Origin of the sequence: Burkholderia sp. b14 (genome assembly GCF_900156195.1) — a bacterium.
Classification (GTDB): Bacteria; Pseudomonadota; Gammaproteobacteria; order Burkholderiales; family Burkholderiaceae; genus Mycetohabitans.
Window position 1 is genome coordinate 203,621 of record NZ_FTPJ01000003.1, and the last position, 13,438, is coordinate 217,058.

General features: G+C 60.4%; 12 protein-coding genes and 1 pseudogene. 8 read left to right on the plus strand and 5 right to left on the minus strand.

What is annotated here, in order from left to right; translation table 11 throughout:
• Position 1 precedes the first annotated feature (1 nt).
• Genes B0B13_RS19135 through B0B13_RS18320 form a run of 3 tightly spaced genes read left to right on the plus strand, consistent with a single transcriptional unit; the run spans position 2 to position 5,844 of the window.
• The gene (locus B0B13_RS19135; protein ID WP_076794885.1) at positions 2-523 is read left to right on the plus strand and encodes an AMP-binding protein; all 522 of its coding nucleotides are present in this window, start codon (positions 2-4) and stop codon (positions 521-523) included.
• Complete coding sequence (locus B0B13_RS05500) at positions 460-5,211, plus strand: non-ribosomal peptide synthetase (protein ID WP_076794887.1); 4,752 nt, start codon at positions 460-462, stop codon at positions 5,209-5,211. Before B0B13_RS19135 ends, B0B13_RS05500 begins: the two co-directional genes overlap by 64 nt.
• A gap of 60 nt (positions 5,212-5,271) precedes the next feature.
• Positions 5,272-5,844: a hypothetical protein gene (locus B0B13_RS18320; RefSeq protein ID WP_170872379.1), complete on the plus strand. Its 573-nt coding sequence runs from the start codon at positions 5,272-5,274 to the stop codon at positions 5,842-5,844.
• 251 nt (positions 5,845-6,095) lie between these two features.
• Here the strand turns inward: B0B13_RS18320 and B0B13_RS05515 are convergent.
• A pseudogene (locus B0B13_RS05515) lies at positions 6,096-6,287 on the minus strand (IS3 family transposase); the annotation flags it as partial.
• 226 nt (positions 6,288-6,513) lie between these two features.
• Here B0B13_RS05515 and rimO point away from each other — a divergent pair.
• Positions 6,514-7,851 (plus strand): 30S ribosomal protein S12 methylthiotransferase RimO, encoded by a 1,338-nt coding sequence (gene rimO, locus B0B13_RS05520; RefSeq protein WP_212667372.1) that lies wholly within the window; start codon positions 6,514-6,516, stop codon positions 7,849-7,851.
• A 3-nt stretch (positions 7,852-7,854) separates the two neighbouring features.
• On the opposite strand, the gene B0B13_RS05525 is transcribed toward rimO, so the two are convergent.
• Positions 7,855-8,253, minus strand: coding sequence for a hypothetical protein (locus B0B13_RS05525; protein WP_076794898.1), 399 nt, complete (start codon positions 8,251-8,253; stop codon positions 7,855-7,857).
• 108 nt (positions 8,254-8,361) lie between these two features.
• Here B0B13_RS05525 and B0B13_RS05530 point away from each other — a divergent pair, with 108 nt between their 5' ends.
• Both B0B13_RS05530 and B0B13_RS05535 read left to right on the plus strand, forming a co-directional pair.
• Positions 8,362-8,937, plus strand: coding sequence for a hypothetical protein (locus B0B13_RS05530; protein WP_076787190.1), 576 nt, complete (start codon positions 8,362-8,364; stop codon positions 8,935-8,937).
• Between the two features lie 17 nt (positions 8,938-8,954).
• Complete coding sequence (locus B0B13_RS05535; protein WP_235090322.1) at positions 8,955-10,175, plus strand: cystathionine beta-lyase; 1,221 nt, start codon at positions 8,955-8,957, stop codon at positions 10,173-10,175.
• Between the two features lie 46 nt (positions 10,176-10,221).
• On the opposite strand, the gene serB is transcribed toward B0B13_RS05535, so the two are convergent.
• Positions 10,222-11,061, minus strand: coding sequence for a phosphoserine phosphatase SerB (gene serB, locus B0B13_RS05540; RefSeq protein WP_076794901.1), 840 nt, complete (start codon positions 11,059-11,061; stop codon positions 10,222-10,224).
• 83 nt (positions 11,062-11,144) lie between these two features.
• A complete protein-coding gene (locus B0B13_RS19965; protein WP_170872380.1) occupies positions 11,145-12,152 on the minus strand; it encodes a hypothetical protein in 1,008 nt (335 codons plus the stop codon).
• Between the two features lie 359 nt (positions 12,153-12,511).
• Between B0B13_RS19965 and B0B13_RS05555 the strand changes: the two genes are divergently transcribed.
• Positions 12,512-13,084, plus strand: a complete 573-nt coding sequence (locus B0B13_RS05555) for a DUF6013 family protein (protein WP_139337335.1) — start codon at positions 12,512-12,514, stop codon at positions 13,082-13,084.
• On the opposite strand, the gene B0B13_RS17770 is transcribed toward B0B13_RS05555, so the two are convergent.
• Positions 13,081-13,215 (minus strand): ABC transporter permease, encoded by a 135-nt coding sequence (locus tag B0B13_RS17770; RefSeq protein ID WP_139337336.1) that lies wholly within the window; start codon positions 13,213-13,215, stop codon positions 13,081-13,083. The two genes, B0B13_RS05555 and B0B13_RS17770, sit on opposite strands and share 4 nt — an antisense overlap.
• A gap of 11 nt (positions 13,216-13,226) precedes the next feature.
• Here B0B13_RS17770 and B0B13_RS19970 point away from each other — a divergent pair, with 11 nt between their 5' ends.
• Entirely contained in the window at positions 13,227-13,424 is a 198-nt protein-coding gene (locus tag B0B13_RS19970) for a hypothetical protein (protein ID WP_076794908.1), read from the plus strand.
• The last annotated feature ends 14 nt before the right edge of the window (positions 13,425-13,438 follow it).

Sequence of the window (13,438 nt, forward strand, 5' to 3'; positions counted from 1 at the left end):
GATGGCCGATTGTGTGCTTCAGAAAACACCCGTTAGCTTCGACGTGTCTGTCTGGGAGTTTTTCTGGACTTTGCTCAATGGCGCTACTCTGGTTGTGGCGGCACCCGATGTGCATAAAGATCCGGCTGCCCTGATAGAGTTGATCACTCGGCAGCGCGTTACCACGGCTCATTTTGTGCCGTCCATGCTTAGCCTGTTTTTGCACAATGAAGGGGTTCAGCACTGTACGTCTGTGAAACGGCTGATTTGCAGTGGCGAAGCGCTGCCAGGGGCGAGTGTACGGCTTTGCCAAACGCTGTTACCGGGCGCGCAGCTGTACAACTTGTATGGTCCGACGGAAGCAGCAATTGACGTGACGGCCTGGACTTGCCCGGCAAACTATACAGGGGAGATACTGTGCCAATCGGCCGGCCGATTGCGAACACGCGCGTTTATCTGCTCGATGCGCATGGGTAGCCGGTGCCCCTGGGTGCGGTCGGCGAGTTATCTATTGGCGGCGCAGGCGTCGCACGTGGCTATTTGAACCGCCCGGAGTTGACCGCCGAGCGCTTTGTGCCGGATCCGTTCTCGATTGAGCCCGATGCGCGGCTGTATAAGACCGGGGATGTGGCGCGTTATCGACCGGACGGCAACCTAGAATTCTTGGGACGCAACGATGAGCAAGTGAAGATCCGCGGCTTTCGGATTGAACCAGGCGAGATCGCAGCGTGCTTAACGGCGCATCCGCAAGTGCATGATGCGGTGGTGCTGGCAACCGGTGAAGGCTCGGCTAAGCGGCTGGTGGCGTATGTGCAGGCCGAAGCGGATGAGCCACTGGCGAGCACGCTGCGCGCAAAGGTGGCGGCGAGGCTGCCCGAGTATATGGTGCCTAGCGCATTTGTGCGGCTCGACGCGTTTCCGCTGACACCGAACGGCAAGCTCGATCGGCGTGCGCTGCCCGCACCGGATGACGCGGCGCTGGCGCGCCAAGCGTATGAAGCGCCGCAAGGCGAACTCGAGACGACGCTGGCGGCGATCTGGGCCGAGCTATTGGGTGTGAAGCAGGTCGGTCGGCACGACAGCTTCTTTGCACTCGGGGGGCACTCGCTGCTCGCGGTGCAGTTGATTGAGCGCTTGCGGCGCCGGGGAATCGGGTTGTCCGTGCGCGCGCTGTTCGACATGCCGGTGCTTAGCGCGCTGGCCCGGTCGTTGGGCCAGCATTGTGACGTGGTGGTGCCGCCCAACGTGATCACACCCGACACGAGTGCGATTACGCCGTCGATGCTGCCGCTCATTGAGCTGACGCAAGCGGACATTGACAAGATTGTCGAGCAGGTGCCGCAGGGCGTAGCCAATATCCAAGACATTTATGCGCTGTCGCCGCTGCAAGACGGGCTGCTGTTTCACCATCTGCTGTCCAGCACAGGTGATCCGTATTTGCTAATGCAGCAGCTGGCCTTTGACACGCGAGCGCGGCTTGACCAGTATCTGCACGCGCTGCAGCAAGTGATCGATCGTCACGATATTTTGCGCACCGCGTTCGTGTGGGAAGGGCTGTCCATGCCCGCGCAAGTGGTATGGCGTCACGCGCGGCTGCCGGTGACCGAGCTGACGTTGGACGCCGCTGACGGGCCGATCGCAGAACAATTGGCGCGGCGCTTTGATCCGCGTCACACGCGCTTGGCGCTGACGCAAGCGCCGCTGCTGCACGGTGCGATCGCACAAGACAATGAGGGCCGCTGGCTACTCATGCAGCGGCTGCACCATCTGATCATTGATCACTCGACGCTGGAAGTGATGCATGCGGAAGTGCGCGCATTCATCGAAGGTCGAGGCGACATGCTGCCGCCGGCGCAGCCGTTCCGCGATCTGGTCGCGCAAGCCAGGCTGGGCGTGAGCCAAGCCGAACACGAACACTTTTTTACCGAGCTGCTCGCGGATGTGGAGCCGACCTTGCCGTTTGGGCTCGCGCAGGTACAGCACGACGGCAGTGAAGTGAGCGAGTCACGCCGGATGCTGCCGCCGGCGTTGAACGATCAACTGCGTGTGCAGGCAAAGCGCCTAGGCGTGAGTTTAGCGAGCCTGTGTCACTTGGCGTGGGCGCAGGTGCTCGCCCGTGCGAGCGGCCAGCAACGCGTGGTATTGGGCACCGTGCTGTTCGGGCGCATGCAAGCGGGTGAGGGCGCCGATCGTGCGATGGGGCTCTTTATCAATACACTGCCGCTGCGCGTGGATTTGGACGGCAGTGTGCAGGCTGCTGTGCATGCAACGAATGCGCGCCTGGCGGAGCTGTTGGAACATGAGCATGCGTCGCTGGCGCTCGCGCAGCGCTGCAGTGGCGTGCCGGCGGGCACGCCGCTTTTTAGTGCGCTGCTCAATTACCGGCACAATGCGATGGATTCAAGCGCGCGTAGCGGGCTACCGGGTGTTGAACTCTTGAGCGCGCAGGAGCGCACCAATTACCCGCTAACACTGTCGGTCGAGGACTTCGGGCAGGCGTTGGGGCTAACGGCCCAGAGCGTGCCGTCGCTGGAACCGGAGCGAGTGTGCGCGTATATGCAGCAGGCGCTACACAGCTTGACTGACGCGCTGGAGGCGACGTCCGACACCGCAGTGCAGCAGTTGCAGGTGCTGCCTGAAGCGGAGCGCCAGTTGTTGCTGCAGACATGGAATGCGACGCAGCGGGACTATCCGACACATCGGTGCGTGCACCAGTTATTCGAAGCGCAGGTCGAGCGTACGCCCGAAGTGCCGGCGCTGGTCTATGAAGATCAAACGTTCAGTTATGCTGAGTTGAACGCACAGGCCAATCGCTTGGCACACCAGCTCATCGAGTTAGGCGTCAAGCCGGACACGCGCGTGGCGATCTGTGTCGAGCGTAGTCCCGCACTGGTGGTGGGGCTGCTGGCGATTTTGAAAGCCGGCGGCGCGTATGTGCCGTTGGATCCTGCGTATCCGAGTGAGCGCTTAGCGCACATCCTCGCCGATGCGGCACCAAACATCGTGCTCGCGGAGGCGGCCGGGCGCGCTGCGTTGGGCGACGCGGCACTGGCCGAGTGTACGGTGCTTGATCCGGCTGCCCTACCAGCATTGCCGGACACGAATCCATCGGTGGCGGGCCTGACGACCCGGCATCTGGCGTATGTGATCTATACGTCCGGCTCGACCGGTATGCCCAAAGGGGTGATGGTTGAGCATTGCAATGTGGTCAATTTCCTGGCGGCCATGTCCTCCGCTCCTGGTATGGCAAGTCACGACCGTCTACTCGCTGTGACCAGCATCGCTTTCGATATTGCCGGGTTAGAGCTATATCTACCGATCAGCCAAGGTGCGACAGTTGTTCTGGCCCGCCGCGAGGATGTCACTGATCCAATCAAGCTTCAGAGTCGGATCATCGAGCAAAGAATCAGTGTGATGCAAGCGGTGCCGTCGGTTTGGCGTGCGCTCTTGGATTTGCCCGAGCCAACCCTTAACTTGACAGCACTATGCGGCGGGGAAGCGCTACCTGTAAGTTTATCCGCACAGCTGGATGGCATGACGCAAGGCGTGTGGAATCTGTACGGGCCCACCGAGACGACCATCTGGTCTTCCTTTTTATCCCTCTCCGAACAGCGAAATACGGCTGGCTCAACGGTATCCATCGGCCGGCCGATAGCGAACACAAGGATCTATCTGCTGGACACGCATGGGCAGCTAGTGCCACTGGGTGCGGTCGGTGAACTGTACATCGGTGGCGCAGGCGTCGCACGCGGTTACCTGAACCGCCCGACGCTGACCGCTGAACGCTTTGTGCCGGATCCGTTCTCAGAGGACGCGGGTGCACGGCTGTATAAGACCGGGGATGTGGCGCGTTACCGACCAGACGGCAATCTGGAGTATTTGGGGCGCAACGATGAGCAAGTGAAGATCCGCGGCTTTCGGATTGAACCAGGCGAGATCGAAGCGTGCTTAACGGTGCACCCGCAGGTGCGTGATGCGGTGGTGGTAGCAACCGGTGAGGGCTCGGCTAAGCGGCTGGTGGCGTATGTGCAGTCCGAAGCGGATGAGCCACTGGCGAGCACGCTGCGTGCGCATGTGGCCGCAACATTGCCCGAGTATATGGTGCCCAGCGCATTTGTGCGGCTGGACGCGTTTCCGCTGCCGCCCAACGGCAAGCTCGATCGGCGCGCGCTGCCCGCACCGGATGACGCGGCGCTGGCGCACCAAGCGTATGAAGCGCCACAAGGCGAGCTCGAGACGACACTCGCGTCGATCTGGGCCGAGCTATTGGGTGTGAAGCAGGTCGGTTGGCACGACAGTTTCTTTGCGCTCGGAGGCCACTCGCTGCTGGCCATGCGCCTGATCAGTCGTGTACGTACAGCGTTAGGGATTGACCTTGCTATTCGTACGCTGTTTGAGGCACCCACCCTCGCAGGCTTAGCACACCATTTACTTAAGCGTGACGGGATCCAGAAAAACTCGTTTTCCGTTCTGCTTCCTCTTAGGCCCACAGGCAGTCATCCTGCTCTTTTCTGCATTCATCCCGCATTGGGTTTGAGCTGGAGCTATATGGAGCTGTCCAATTACCTTCCCCCGAACCAGCCCCTTTATGGCCTGCAGGCTCGTGGGTTAGATGGAATAAGCCCGCTTGCATCGACCCTTGACGAGATGGTGTCAGACTATCTTGAACAAATGCGCCGGGTTCAGCCCAAAGGGCCTTACTGCTTATTAGGATGGAGCTTCGGCGGCAATGTGGCGCATAGCATGGCTGTTCGACTCGAACACCAGGGCGAAAAAGTGGCGTTGCTGGCGTTACTGGATAGTACCCCTCTTGTAAGCAGCAACGCCTTTGCAGAGAAAGAAAATCAACTTGACCAAGCGATGATTAGAGAGGTGTTTGCCGCCCATTATGGCAATGAGTTAGTCTCGTCGATGGATGAACATTTATTGGAAAATACCGAGGAAATTGCAAAGAATAATGGGCGTATCGTAAGAAATTGTTCTCCATCGCAGTACGGCGGTGATGCGCTATTGTTTCGAGCCACGGTAGCAGAGGCGGGATGTGAAACGCTCGTCACGCCTGATGCGTGGAAACCGTATGTGCGGGGGAATATCGAAGTTTGCAATGTTCACTGCAGTCATGGAGCAATGCTCAAGCCGGAAGCGACGGCCCTCATTGGTCCCATCCTAGCCCGCAAGCTAAATGAATTGGAGCATCAACAAGCTCAAGGACAGACGAATGCGGTACGATAAACTTTACAGTGCAGAAATGCTCAATACCCTTAAGCGCGAATTCGATCGCGCTAACCGATAGTGGTCATAGTTAGCCTGCCCGATAATGACAGTGCAGCACACGAGCTGAACGATGTGTTGCAATGGTTCGACGCGGACCGCGGCGAATTCGTGTGGCTTGAGCAGCTGATCGCGCAACACCCAGCCGCGTTTTTTGCAAGCAACCGGTTCAAGCCGGGTGGTGTGCATGCCGATGTCGAAACGACGTTCTCGATGGTCGATCTTCCTGAGACAGCGGCGTTGCCTGACGCACACGCCGCACATTTGTTCGACGACGTGTTTAGCCGCGCCATGCCGGTCGCGTCGCCGGCCTTCGTCGGACACATGACCTCGTCGCTGCCGTCGTTTTTACCGTCGCTGATTAATCTGAGTATTGACAATGCGAAATATTTCGTATTATTGATAAAAAGTCAGAAAAATTTTGAGCTTGTCATTGCGCCGCGGCTATGCATCCTGTTATATCGTTACGTGCTGGAGTGGGTGCGTGAAGCATTAACCAACGGCCCGTGTTATTGCAGCCCGCTATGCAAGATGCAAAAGTGCCTAGCACGCTCTAGCCCATGCTGTTCTGGTTATGCTTGGCAAGCGCAGTAAGAAAACTCCTTGAAAGTATGATGCCGCTCAGCGTGCAGGAGATTTGCCGATTGCTATGTCGTCTTGTCACATCGGAGTGCAGTCGCAGCTAGCGCGGCCATCGACGGTCAGTCGCTGCATCGAACAACAAGGGCTCCGGTTGGGTGTCGGGCCAAGAGTTAAAGCTTGACATGGTGGCAGCAAATTACCTCTGCGTAGACGACTAATGGTTAAGTCGCTTTGTGTCAAGCAGTCGCGTGGTGGTGTCCAACGAACGCGCGGGTCTTCTCGGCAGTGTAGCCCGAGCAGTGATTCGTGAGCCGTTCGGTTTCCGCCGGCGCCTTCAGCGCGTTGCCAAAGCGATGTTTCACAGCTGCGAGCATCACATCATGCACGATGTCCCCGCTGTGGCCGCCGGTCGTCGCCCAGTTCGTCGCCTCGCGGTCGCAGCGGTTAAGCGCAAACGCGGTAGAGGTATTCCTAATGTCAGCCACGGCTTTCCGGCGCCGCAGCCGACGCTCGATGTGATCTGTATGGGCCTCTGTCGATCGGCGAGCATGTGGCCGGCGCCCGACACGGTAAAATGTTGCTTTGTCGGCGCAAGGCGCTAGAAACCTTCACCAGTACGGTACATTAGTGAAAAGCCATCACAACGCAAAGGTTAGGCCGGATTGTGTGCCCAAAGTCGGCATGGTCAGCCTCGGGTGCCCAAAGGCGCTTGTCGATTCCGAGCAGATCATCACGCAACTGCGCGCGGAAGGCTACCAGATCTGCGGTACCTATGACGGTGCAGATCTGGTCGTCGTCAATACGTGCGGCTTTATCGATGAGGCCGTGCAGGAAAGTCTTGACGCGATCGGTGAAGCACTGGCCGAGAATGGCAAGGTTATCGTCACCGGCTGCCTGGGGGCGAAAAAGAACGCGAGCGGCACTGGCCTGATCGAGCAGGTTCATCCGAAGGTGCTTGCCGTAACCGGCCCGCATGCGCTCGGTGAAGTGATGCAGGCCGTCCATGCGCATTTGCCCAAGCCGCATGATCCGTTTGTCGATCTGGTGCCGGCGGCCGGCATCAAGCTCACGCCGAAACACTATGCGTACCTGAAGATCTCCGAGGGGTGTAATCACCGCTGTACGTTTTGCATCATTCCGTCGATGCGCGGGGATCTCGTCTCGCGTCCGGTCGCGGAAGTTATGCTCGAAGCTGAGAACCTGTTCAAGTCCGGCGTCAAAGAACTGCTGGTGATCTCGCAGGACACGAGCGCGTATGGCGTCGATGTGAAGTTCCGCACCGGCTTCTGGAATGGCCGCCCATTGAAGACGCGCATGAACGAGCTTGCCGCGGCGCTCGGCGAACTGGCGGCCCACTATGGTGCCTGGGTGCGGTTGCACTATGTGTATCCGTATCCGAGCGTCGACGAAATCGTGCCGCTGATGGCCGACGGCCCGTATCGTGGCCACCTGCTGCCGTACCTGGACGTGCCACTACAACATGCCGATCCGGAGGTGCTCCGGCGGATGAAGCGGCCCGCGAACGCCGAAAAAACGCTGGAACGCGTGCGGGCATGGCGCGAAGCGTGCCCGGACCTGACGATACGTAGCACGTTCATCGCCGGCTTTCCGGGAGAAACCGAAGCGCAGTTCGAGACGTTGCTGGATTTTATCCGCGAGGCGCAACTGGACCGAGTCGGCTGTTTCGCCTATTCCCCTGTCGAAGGGGCAAGCGCGAACGAACTTGATGGCGCGCTGCCGGACGACGTGCGCGAGGCGCGTCGCGCGAGATTCATGGCGGTTGCCGAATCGGTCTCCGCCGAGCGTTTGAAGCGCAAGGTCGGCAAGACGCTGAAGGTGTTGATCGACGAGGTCAACGCCGATGGGGGCATCGGGCGCTCGGCGGCGGACGCGCCAGAAATCGACGGCGTGGTCTACGTGTCGCCGGCCAGCAAGGCATCGCGGCGCTATAAGGTTGGCGATTTTGTGAGCGTTAGGATCACTGGTGCGGACGGGCACGACCTGTGGGGCGACGTCTAAGCACTACTCGTCCTCGGGCAGCGCCGGCTTGAAGCTGGGATTGATCGGCTTGTTCAGCGGCCCCTTGACCGGCAGCACCTTGACAACAGGTCCATGGTTGGTCTGGGTCGCGACGATATCGTATGAAATGTCCCCGGTGCACGTGTGCGCGATCCAGCGCTGCGGCTTACCGGGCGCTGGCGCCGCGTCGGACGGCTTCTCGATATTCTGCACGCTGTCACAACCGGAGCGCATCGACGCATCCAGCCGCACCATGTTGTCCGCCGAGCGGCTCGCCGGCGCGAGGTCCGGCGCGGCGGGCTGGCGGTGCACGAACGGGATCGACCATGAATTGCAGGCGGCAAGCACTGTGCTCGCCGAAACGATGGCGGCGATGCTTGCCGCGCGCTTGAAAACTGCCATTGCGATTCCTCAAACAACGCCTGTACGGTCTTTGCCGCCGTGCGTGGCGGCAAGACTCGGATCATACTCGCTTGCGCCGATATACTGATAACGTTACCTTTTCGACACCTGCCGATGAAGTCCATTGCTTGTATTTCCATTACCTGCGCGATTCCGTTCGTGTTGTCGGCCTGCGGCGCACCGCAGCCGCGCAGCAGCGCCGCCGACGCGGATGTCGGCCCATCACGGGCGGCCGTACGCGCGCTGGCGCCGCCTGAGCTGCCGCTCAAGCCCAATCCACAATACGCGGACTTTCCGCTGTACACCGGCACGCTCGGCGCACGGCCGATCGAAATGCGCTTGGGTGCGAAGTCCGATGACCCGACCGGCGTGCATGGCGAATACCGTTTCCTCGATGGTACCGCTGGGGTCATCCTTGTGGCCGGTGAGCTGGACAACGGCACGTTGCAGATCGAGGAATCGGACGACGGCACGCACATTACGGGCAACTGGGTTGGCAAGGTGGCCGTGGACGGCAGCATCCAGGGCGAGCGGATGAATTTGGACGATTCCGCGCCGCAATCGTTCGAGTTGCAACCGTCCAACGCGGCCGCCCGCGGTGCGCGCTCTCCGATTCATGGGGCCGTTATCGGCGCGCCGTCGCGCCATGTTGGCGGCATGTCGAATCTGACGACAGGCCAATGAACCAGGATGGTGAAACGATGACAAAAGATTTTTCCGTCGTGCCCGCCAATGCCGTACCCGCTGATGCCGCGTGCGACCCGCAGACCGAGTTGCTTCATCCCGCCGCGCCTGTGCAGCCCGGCTTTGAATCGTTTTCGGTGCCGACCGCACGGGCATCGACCGTGATATTCCCGGACTTAGCGTCGATGCGCGCGCTGGATTGGCGCAGTGATGCGCAGTGGCGCTATGGTCTGCATGCGACGCCGACGTCGGTGGCCTTGCAGCAGCGCATCGCAGCGATCGAAGGCGGGCGTTATGCCTTGCTGCAGCCTTCCGGCCTATCTTCGATCTCGAATGTCTATTTCGCCTTCGTGAAAGCGGGTGACGACGTGCTGGTCCCAGACAACGTTTATTCCCCCAATCGCGAGCATGGCGACTGGCTCGCGCAGGATTTCGGGATCACGGTCCGCTATTACGATCCGATGGTTGGCTCGGGCATTGCCGCGCTGCTGCGGCCAAATACGAGGCTGATCTGGCTGGAGGCACCCGGGTCTGTAACGATGGAAGTGCCGGACGTGCCCGCCATCACGGCGATCGCGCGCAAGCGCGGCATCGTGACAGCAATCGACAATACCTATTCGGCTGGCCTCGTGTTCAAGCCGTTCGAGCATGGGGTCGACATCTCGGTGCAAGCCCTGACGAAGTACCAGTCCGGCGGCAGCGACGTGCTGATGGGCGCGACAATCACGACGGACCACGATTTGTACCTGGCGATGAAGCGGGCCCGGATGCGCGTCGGCCTCGGCGTGTCGGCCGACGATTGCTCGCTGGTGCTGCGCGGGTTGCCGTCGATGCAAGTGCGCTACCGCGCGCACGAGCGCAGCGCGTTGGCGATTGCCGGTTGGCTGAAGGGCCGCCCGGAGGTCGCCGCGGTACTGCATCCGGCATTTGAAGACTGCCCGGGCCACGCATATTGGAAGCGGGATTTCACCGGTGCAGGAGGATTGTTTTCGGTGGTGTTCGATCCACGCTATACGAGCGCGCAGATCGATGCATTCGTCGAGGGGCTCGAGCTATTTGCGCTCGGCTGGAGTTGGGGTGGCGCGCATAGTATCGCGATGCCGTATGACATTGCGGCGATGCGTACCGTCAGTACGTGGCCACATCGTGGCGTGCTGGTGCGTTTCTATATCGGCCTGGAGCACGAAGCCGACTTGCGCGCCGACATCGAACGCAGTCTGACGCGGCACTTGCGATGACGTATCGCGCGCCGGCGACCTTGCGATCGCTGGTCATGCTGCTGCGTCAGTCGAACAGGCGCAGTAGGCCGTCGAGCCCGACGTGATCGAACGCGCAGCTGGCGCGCTCACGCACCAGTGGCTTGGCGCGGAACGCGACTGACCAGCCGGCCGATGCCATCATCGGCAAGTCATTCGAGCCGTCGCCGAGTGCGATCGCGCGTGATGGTTCGATGCCGAGTTGGGCACACGTGTCGAGCAACGTGCGCGCTTTCACGTCGCCATTGACAATTTCGCCGACCACGCGGCCGGTCAGCTTGCCGTCGACAATCTCCAGTGTGTTCGCCCGTGTGAAATCGAGCCCGAGCTGAGACTTTAGGCGCTCAGTGAAGAACGTGAAACCGCCCGACACCAGCAGGGTTCGCAGACCGGCGGCACGCGCGCCGTCGAGCATGGCCTGCGCGCCGGGCGACAGGCGCAAGCGCTGCTCGTACACGTTCGCGAGCACATTGGCGTCCAGACCGGTGAGCAGGCTGACGCGCCGCACCAGGCTTTCGTTGAAATCCTTGATTTCGCCGCGCATCGCCGCCTCGGTGATGGCCGCCACCTGCGTCTTCAAACCGCAGAAGTCGGCGATTTCGTCGATGCACTCGATCGTGATTAGCGTCGAGTCCATATCCATTGCGACGAGGCCAAAATCCGCGAGCCGACGCGGTGGAACATACGCATGGTCGAGCTGGTGCGCGCCACAGTATGCGGCGATATCGGCGCGTTGCGACGGACTCACGTCGCGCACGCGCAGCGCGTGCGCGTCAAGGCGTTCGGCATGCGTGCCGCTCGCCAACGCGGTTAGCAGTCGCAGTTGGTTGTCGGACAGCGGCGCGGCGCTTTGGATCACTAGATTCATCGTTCTACAGGTGTCGGTCGTCAATGCGGATCGGCGGCGATCCGGGCCGCGTGCGTCGCGGCAAAAGCGGCTATTGTAGCGGCTCACCGCGCGGCATTGCTGGGCCTGCCGTGCGGCGCGGTCACCACGGGGCTGCGCGCCGGCTCGATGCAGTCATATCGACTGGGTGGCTTGACGGTGGCGTCCAACCTTGTCCCCGCGATCCTCCGACGCGTATAGCTGCCGAACGCGAATAGCAGCGCCACGCCGAATGCCATGGTAGCCATGGTGGCGGTCAGAATCGTGAACGACACGGGTCGGACCAGGACGATGTCCGCGAGCGTCTGTGTGCGCTGCACAGCCTGAGCGGCTTGCCGGAACGGCAATGGTTTGATATGGCTCGCCACGCCGGTTACAAAGATTACTTTGACGTTGTCAAAGGATCGAACGAGACCGCTGAAGAACGTTGTACCTGGGCGGTCAGAAACCATTCGATACCACGCACAATCACCCCCTTGAAGATTTTTAGGTTCTTCACCGTCGTCTGGACACGTCAGGAAATGGTCGCCACACGGGATATACTCGGACACAAAGGGCCGATTGTGTGTGATGAGGTAGGCAATACCCGCCTCATAGTTGACTGCGGGCGCAGTTTGATCACGTCCCCCCTGGACCAAATAAAGCTGTGCGTTGGATGCGAGCGCATCTTCGGCCGATGATGCTAAGCCAATAGTACGCCAGTAGGCCGCTTGGTACCCAGCGATTGTCTCACTCGAATTGCGTCTCTGATCTCGACGCACTTGCTCCCACCGAGCCAAAGTCGATTGTAATCGGCTAAGTGGGTTGTTCGATTCGGGCGCCGATATGAAGCCCCAGTAGTCCCCCGAACCGGTCAGCGCGGTGTGGAGAGTGGCTAGCGTGTGTCCTACCCCAAATCCTGAGATAAGCAGCAAATGGGATACGTTTTTCGACAATGTAGCGAAGCGTGTTGCTATAGAAACGCCTTCGGAACTAGCAACAATCATAAAGGGCTGACGATCGATCCAGCCGCGCCGCCGAAGGTCGTTGACAATGGTCTGCAATGCTTCCAAGCGCGCTTGCATATTTGCCATCTTTTTAAACGCGGATGAACATCCGGAGTCGGTTTCGCGTGCGAAGCGTTCTTCGATACCAGGGTGCTCCACTACAACCAGGGAAGTACATCGGGCGACGCAACAAGTCTCAAGAAAGCTCGCGAAGCCATACCGTGCTTTGCCTGGATAATAGGGAGTGGAGATCGCGGGAGAATGGCAGTATGCCAACTGGACGTGCCGCCTCTAACGTTATTCAAACAAGATTGTGGTGGGTTTTCATGCTGGCGCGTGTAGCCCATAGCGGCAATGCGGCATGGTCGCCCGTCGCGGCATGCGTGATGCGCGCTACACTGGCAAACAAGATCCGTTCCATGTATAGATAGCAAGGAGGCGATAACATGATGTCAAGCCGTTTGCGCACCCGATACTGCGCAGCAATCCGCCGTGTCGTGGCGCGGCTGGGACCGTTGGTGCTGCCCATGGTACTCGTCGTGCCGGTGAGCGCCATGGCGCAGCTGCAACCGTTGCCCGAGGCGTCTGCGCCGCGGGTGAAGTACACCGTCAAGGTGACGTCGAAAACGTACGGTAATGCGGAGCAAACGCGTATCGTCCGCTCCGGACAGACCGATGACTACACGTGGCGCATGCCCGCTCCCGGAGCGCCACCCTCGGTGCCGCCGCGTTGCCCCGGTGCGTCCGGCGTGCCAGTCGATGCTACTGGCACGCCGATCCGGCAAATCCAACTCAGGCTCGCCCCGATCGTTGAGAACCATGTGGCGAACCTGCAACTGTACTTCAACGGCCGCGCGGTGCAGGGCACATCGACCGTGATGGTCGATGGCAAGCCGTTGGCCTGTCCCAAAACCGTGTTGTTCACCCAAGTCACCCGGCTATCGTTACCGATCAATGGCAAGACCAAGACGTTGACGTTGTCGGACGGCACGCGGTTGTCGCTGTCCGCCCAGTACTAGTGGCGCGTGGCCAACTCCTCGGTCATGCGCTCCGGCCGGAGCGACACGCCGGTCAATGTGTTACTCAGGATCATGCTGACGATCGGTCTAGCATATAGAGGCTCGTGCCAGTGCCTCTGAGAGAGGCTCATAGCAGAGAGAAATGCAAACTACTGCAAATAGGCTGACAGCGGCCACCCCCATAAGCCGGCCCAATCTGCTGAGCTTTCGCAAGGACGTGTCGTTTGCAGCGCGCGCCACGCTCACGCGTTACCTGGCGCAGGTGCCGGACCACGCGACGCTGATCATCGATGCGCAGCGGGCAGACTTCGTCGATCGAGATGTGCGCGACACATTGTAGGCATTCGTCGACGA

Excerpts from the sequence above, each read along its gene's own strand:
- rimO (WP_212667372.1), top strand. The coding sequence starts at position 6,514 with ATGGTCAGCCTCGGGTGCCCAAAGGCGCTTGTCGATTCCGAGCAGATC.
- B0B13_RS19970 (WP_076794908.1), top strand. The coding sequence starts at position 13,227 with ATGCAAACTACTGCAAATAGGCTGACAGCGGCCACCCCCATAAGCCGG.
- B0B13_RS05525 (WP_076794898.1), bottom strand. The coding sequence starts at position 8,253 with ATGGCAGTTTTCAAGCGCGCGGCAAGCATCGCCGCCATCGTTTCGGCG.
- B0B13_RS05555 (WP_139337335.1), top strand. The coding sequence starts at position 12,512 with ATGATGTCAAGCCGTTTGCGCACCCGATACTGCGCAGCAATCCGCCGT.
- B0B13_RS19965 (WP_170872380.1), bottom strand. The coding sequence starts at position 12,152 with ATGGCAAATATGCAAGCGCGCTTGGAAGCATTGCAGACCATTGTCAAC.
- B0B13_RS19135 (WP_076794885.1), top strand. The coding sequence starts at position 2 with ATGGCCGATTGTGTGCTTCAGAAAACACCCGTTAGCTTCGACGTGTCT.
- B0B13_RS17770 (WP_139337336.1), bottom strand. The coding sequence starts at position 13,215 with ATGAGCCTCTCTCAGAGGCACTGGCACGAGCCTCTATATGCTAGACCG.
- B0B13_RS05535 (WP_235090322.1), top strand. The coding sequence starts at position 8,955 with ATGACAAAAGATTTTTCCGTCGTGCCCGCCAATGCCGTACCCGCTGAT.
- serB (WP_076794901.1), bottom strand. The coding sequence starts at position 11,061 with ATGAATCTAGTGATCCAAAGCGCCGCGCCGCTGTCCGACAACCAACTG.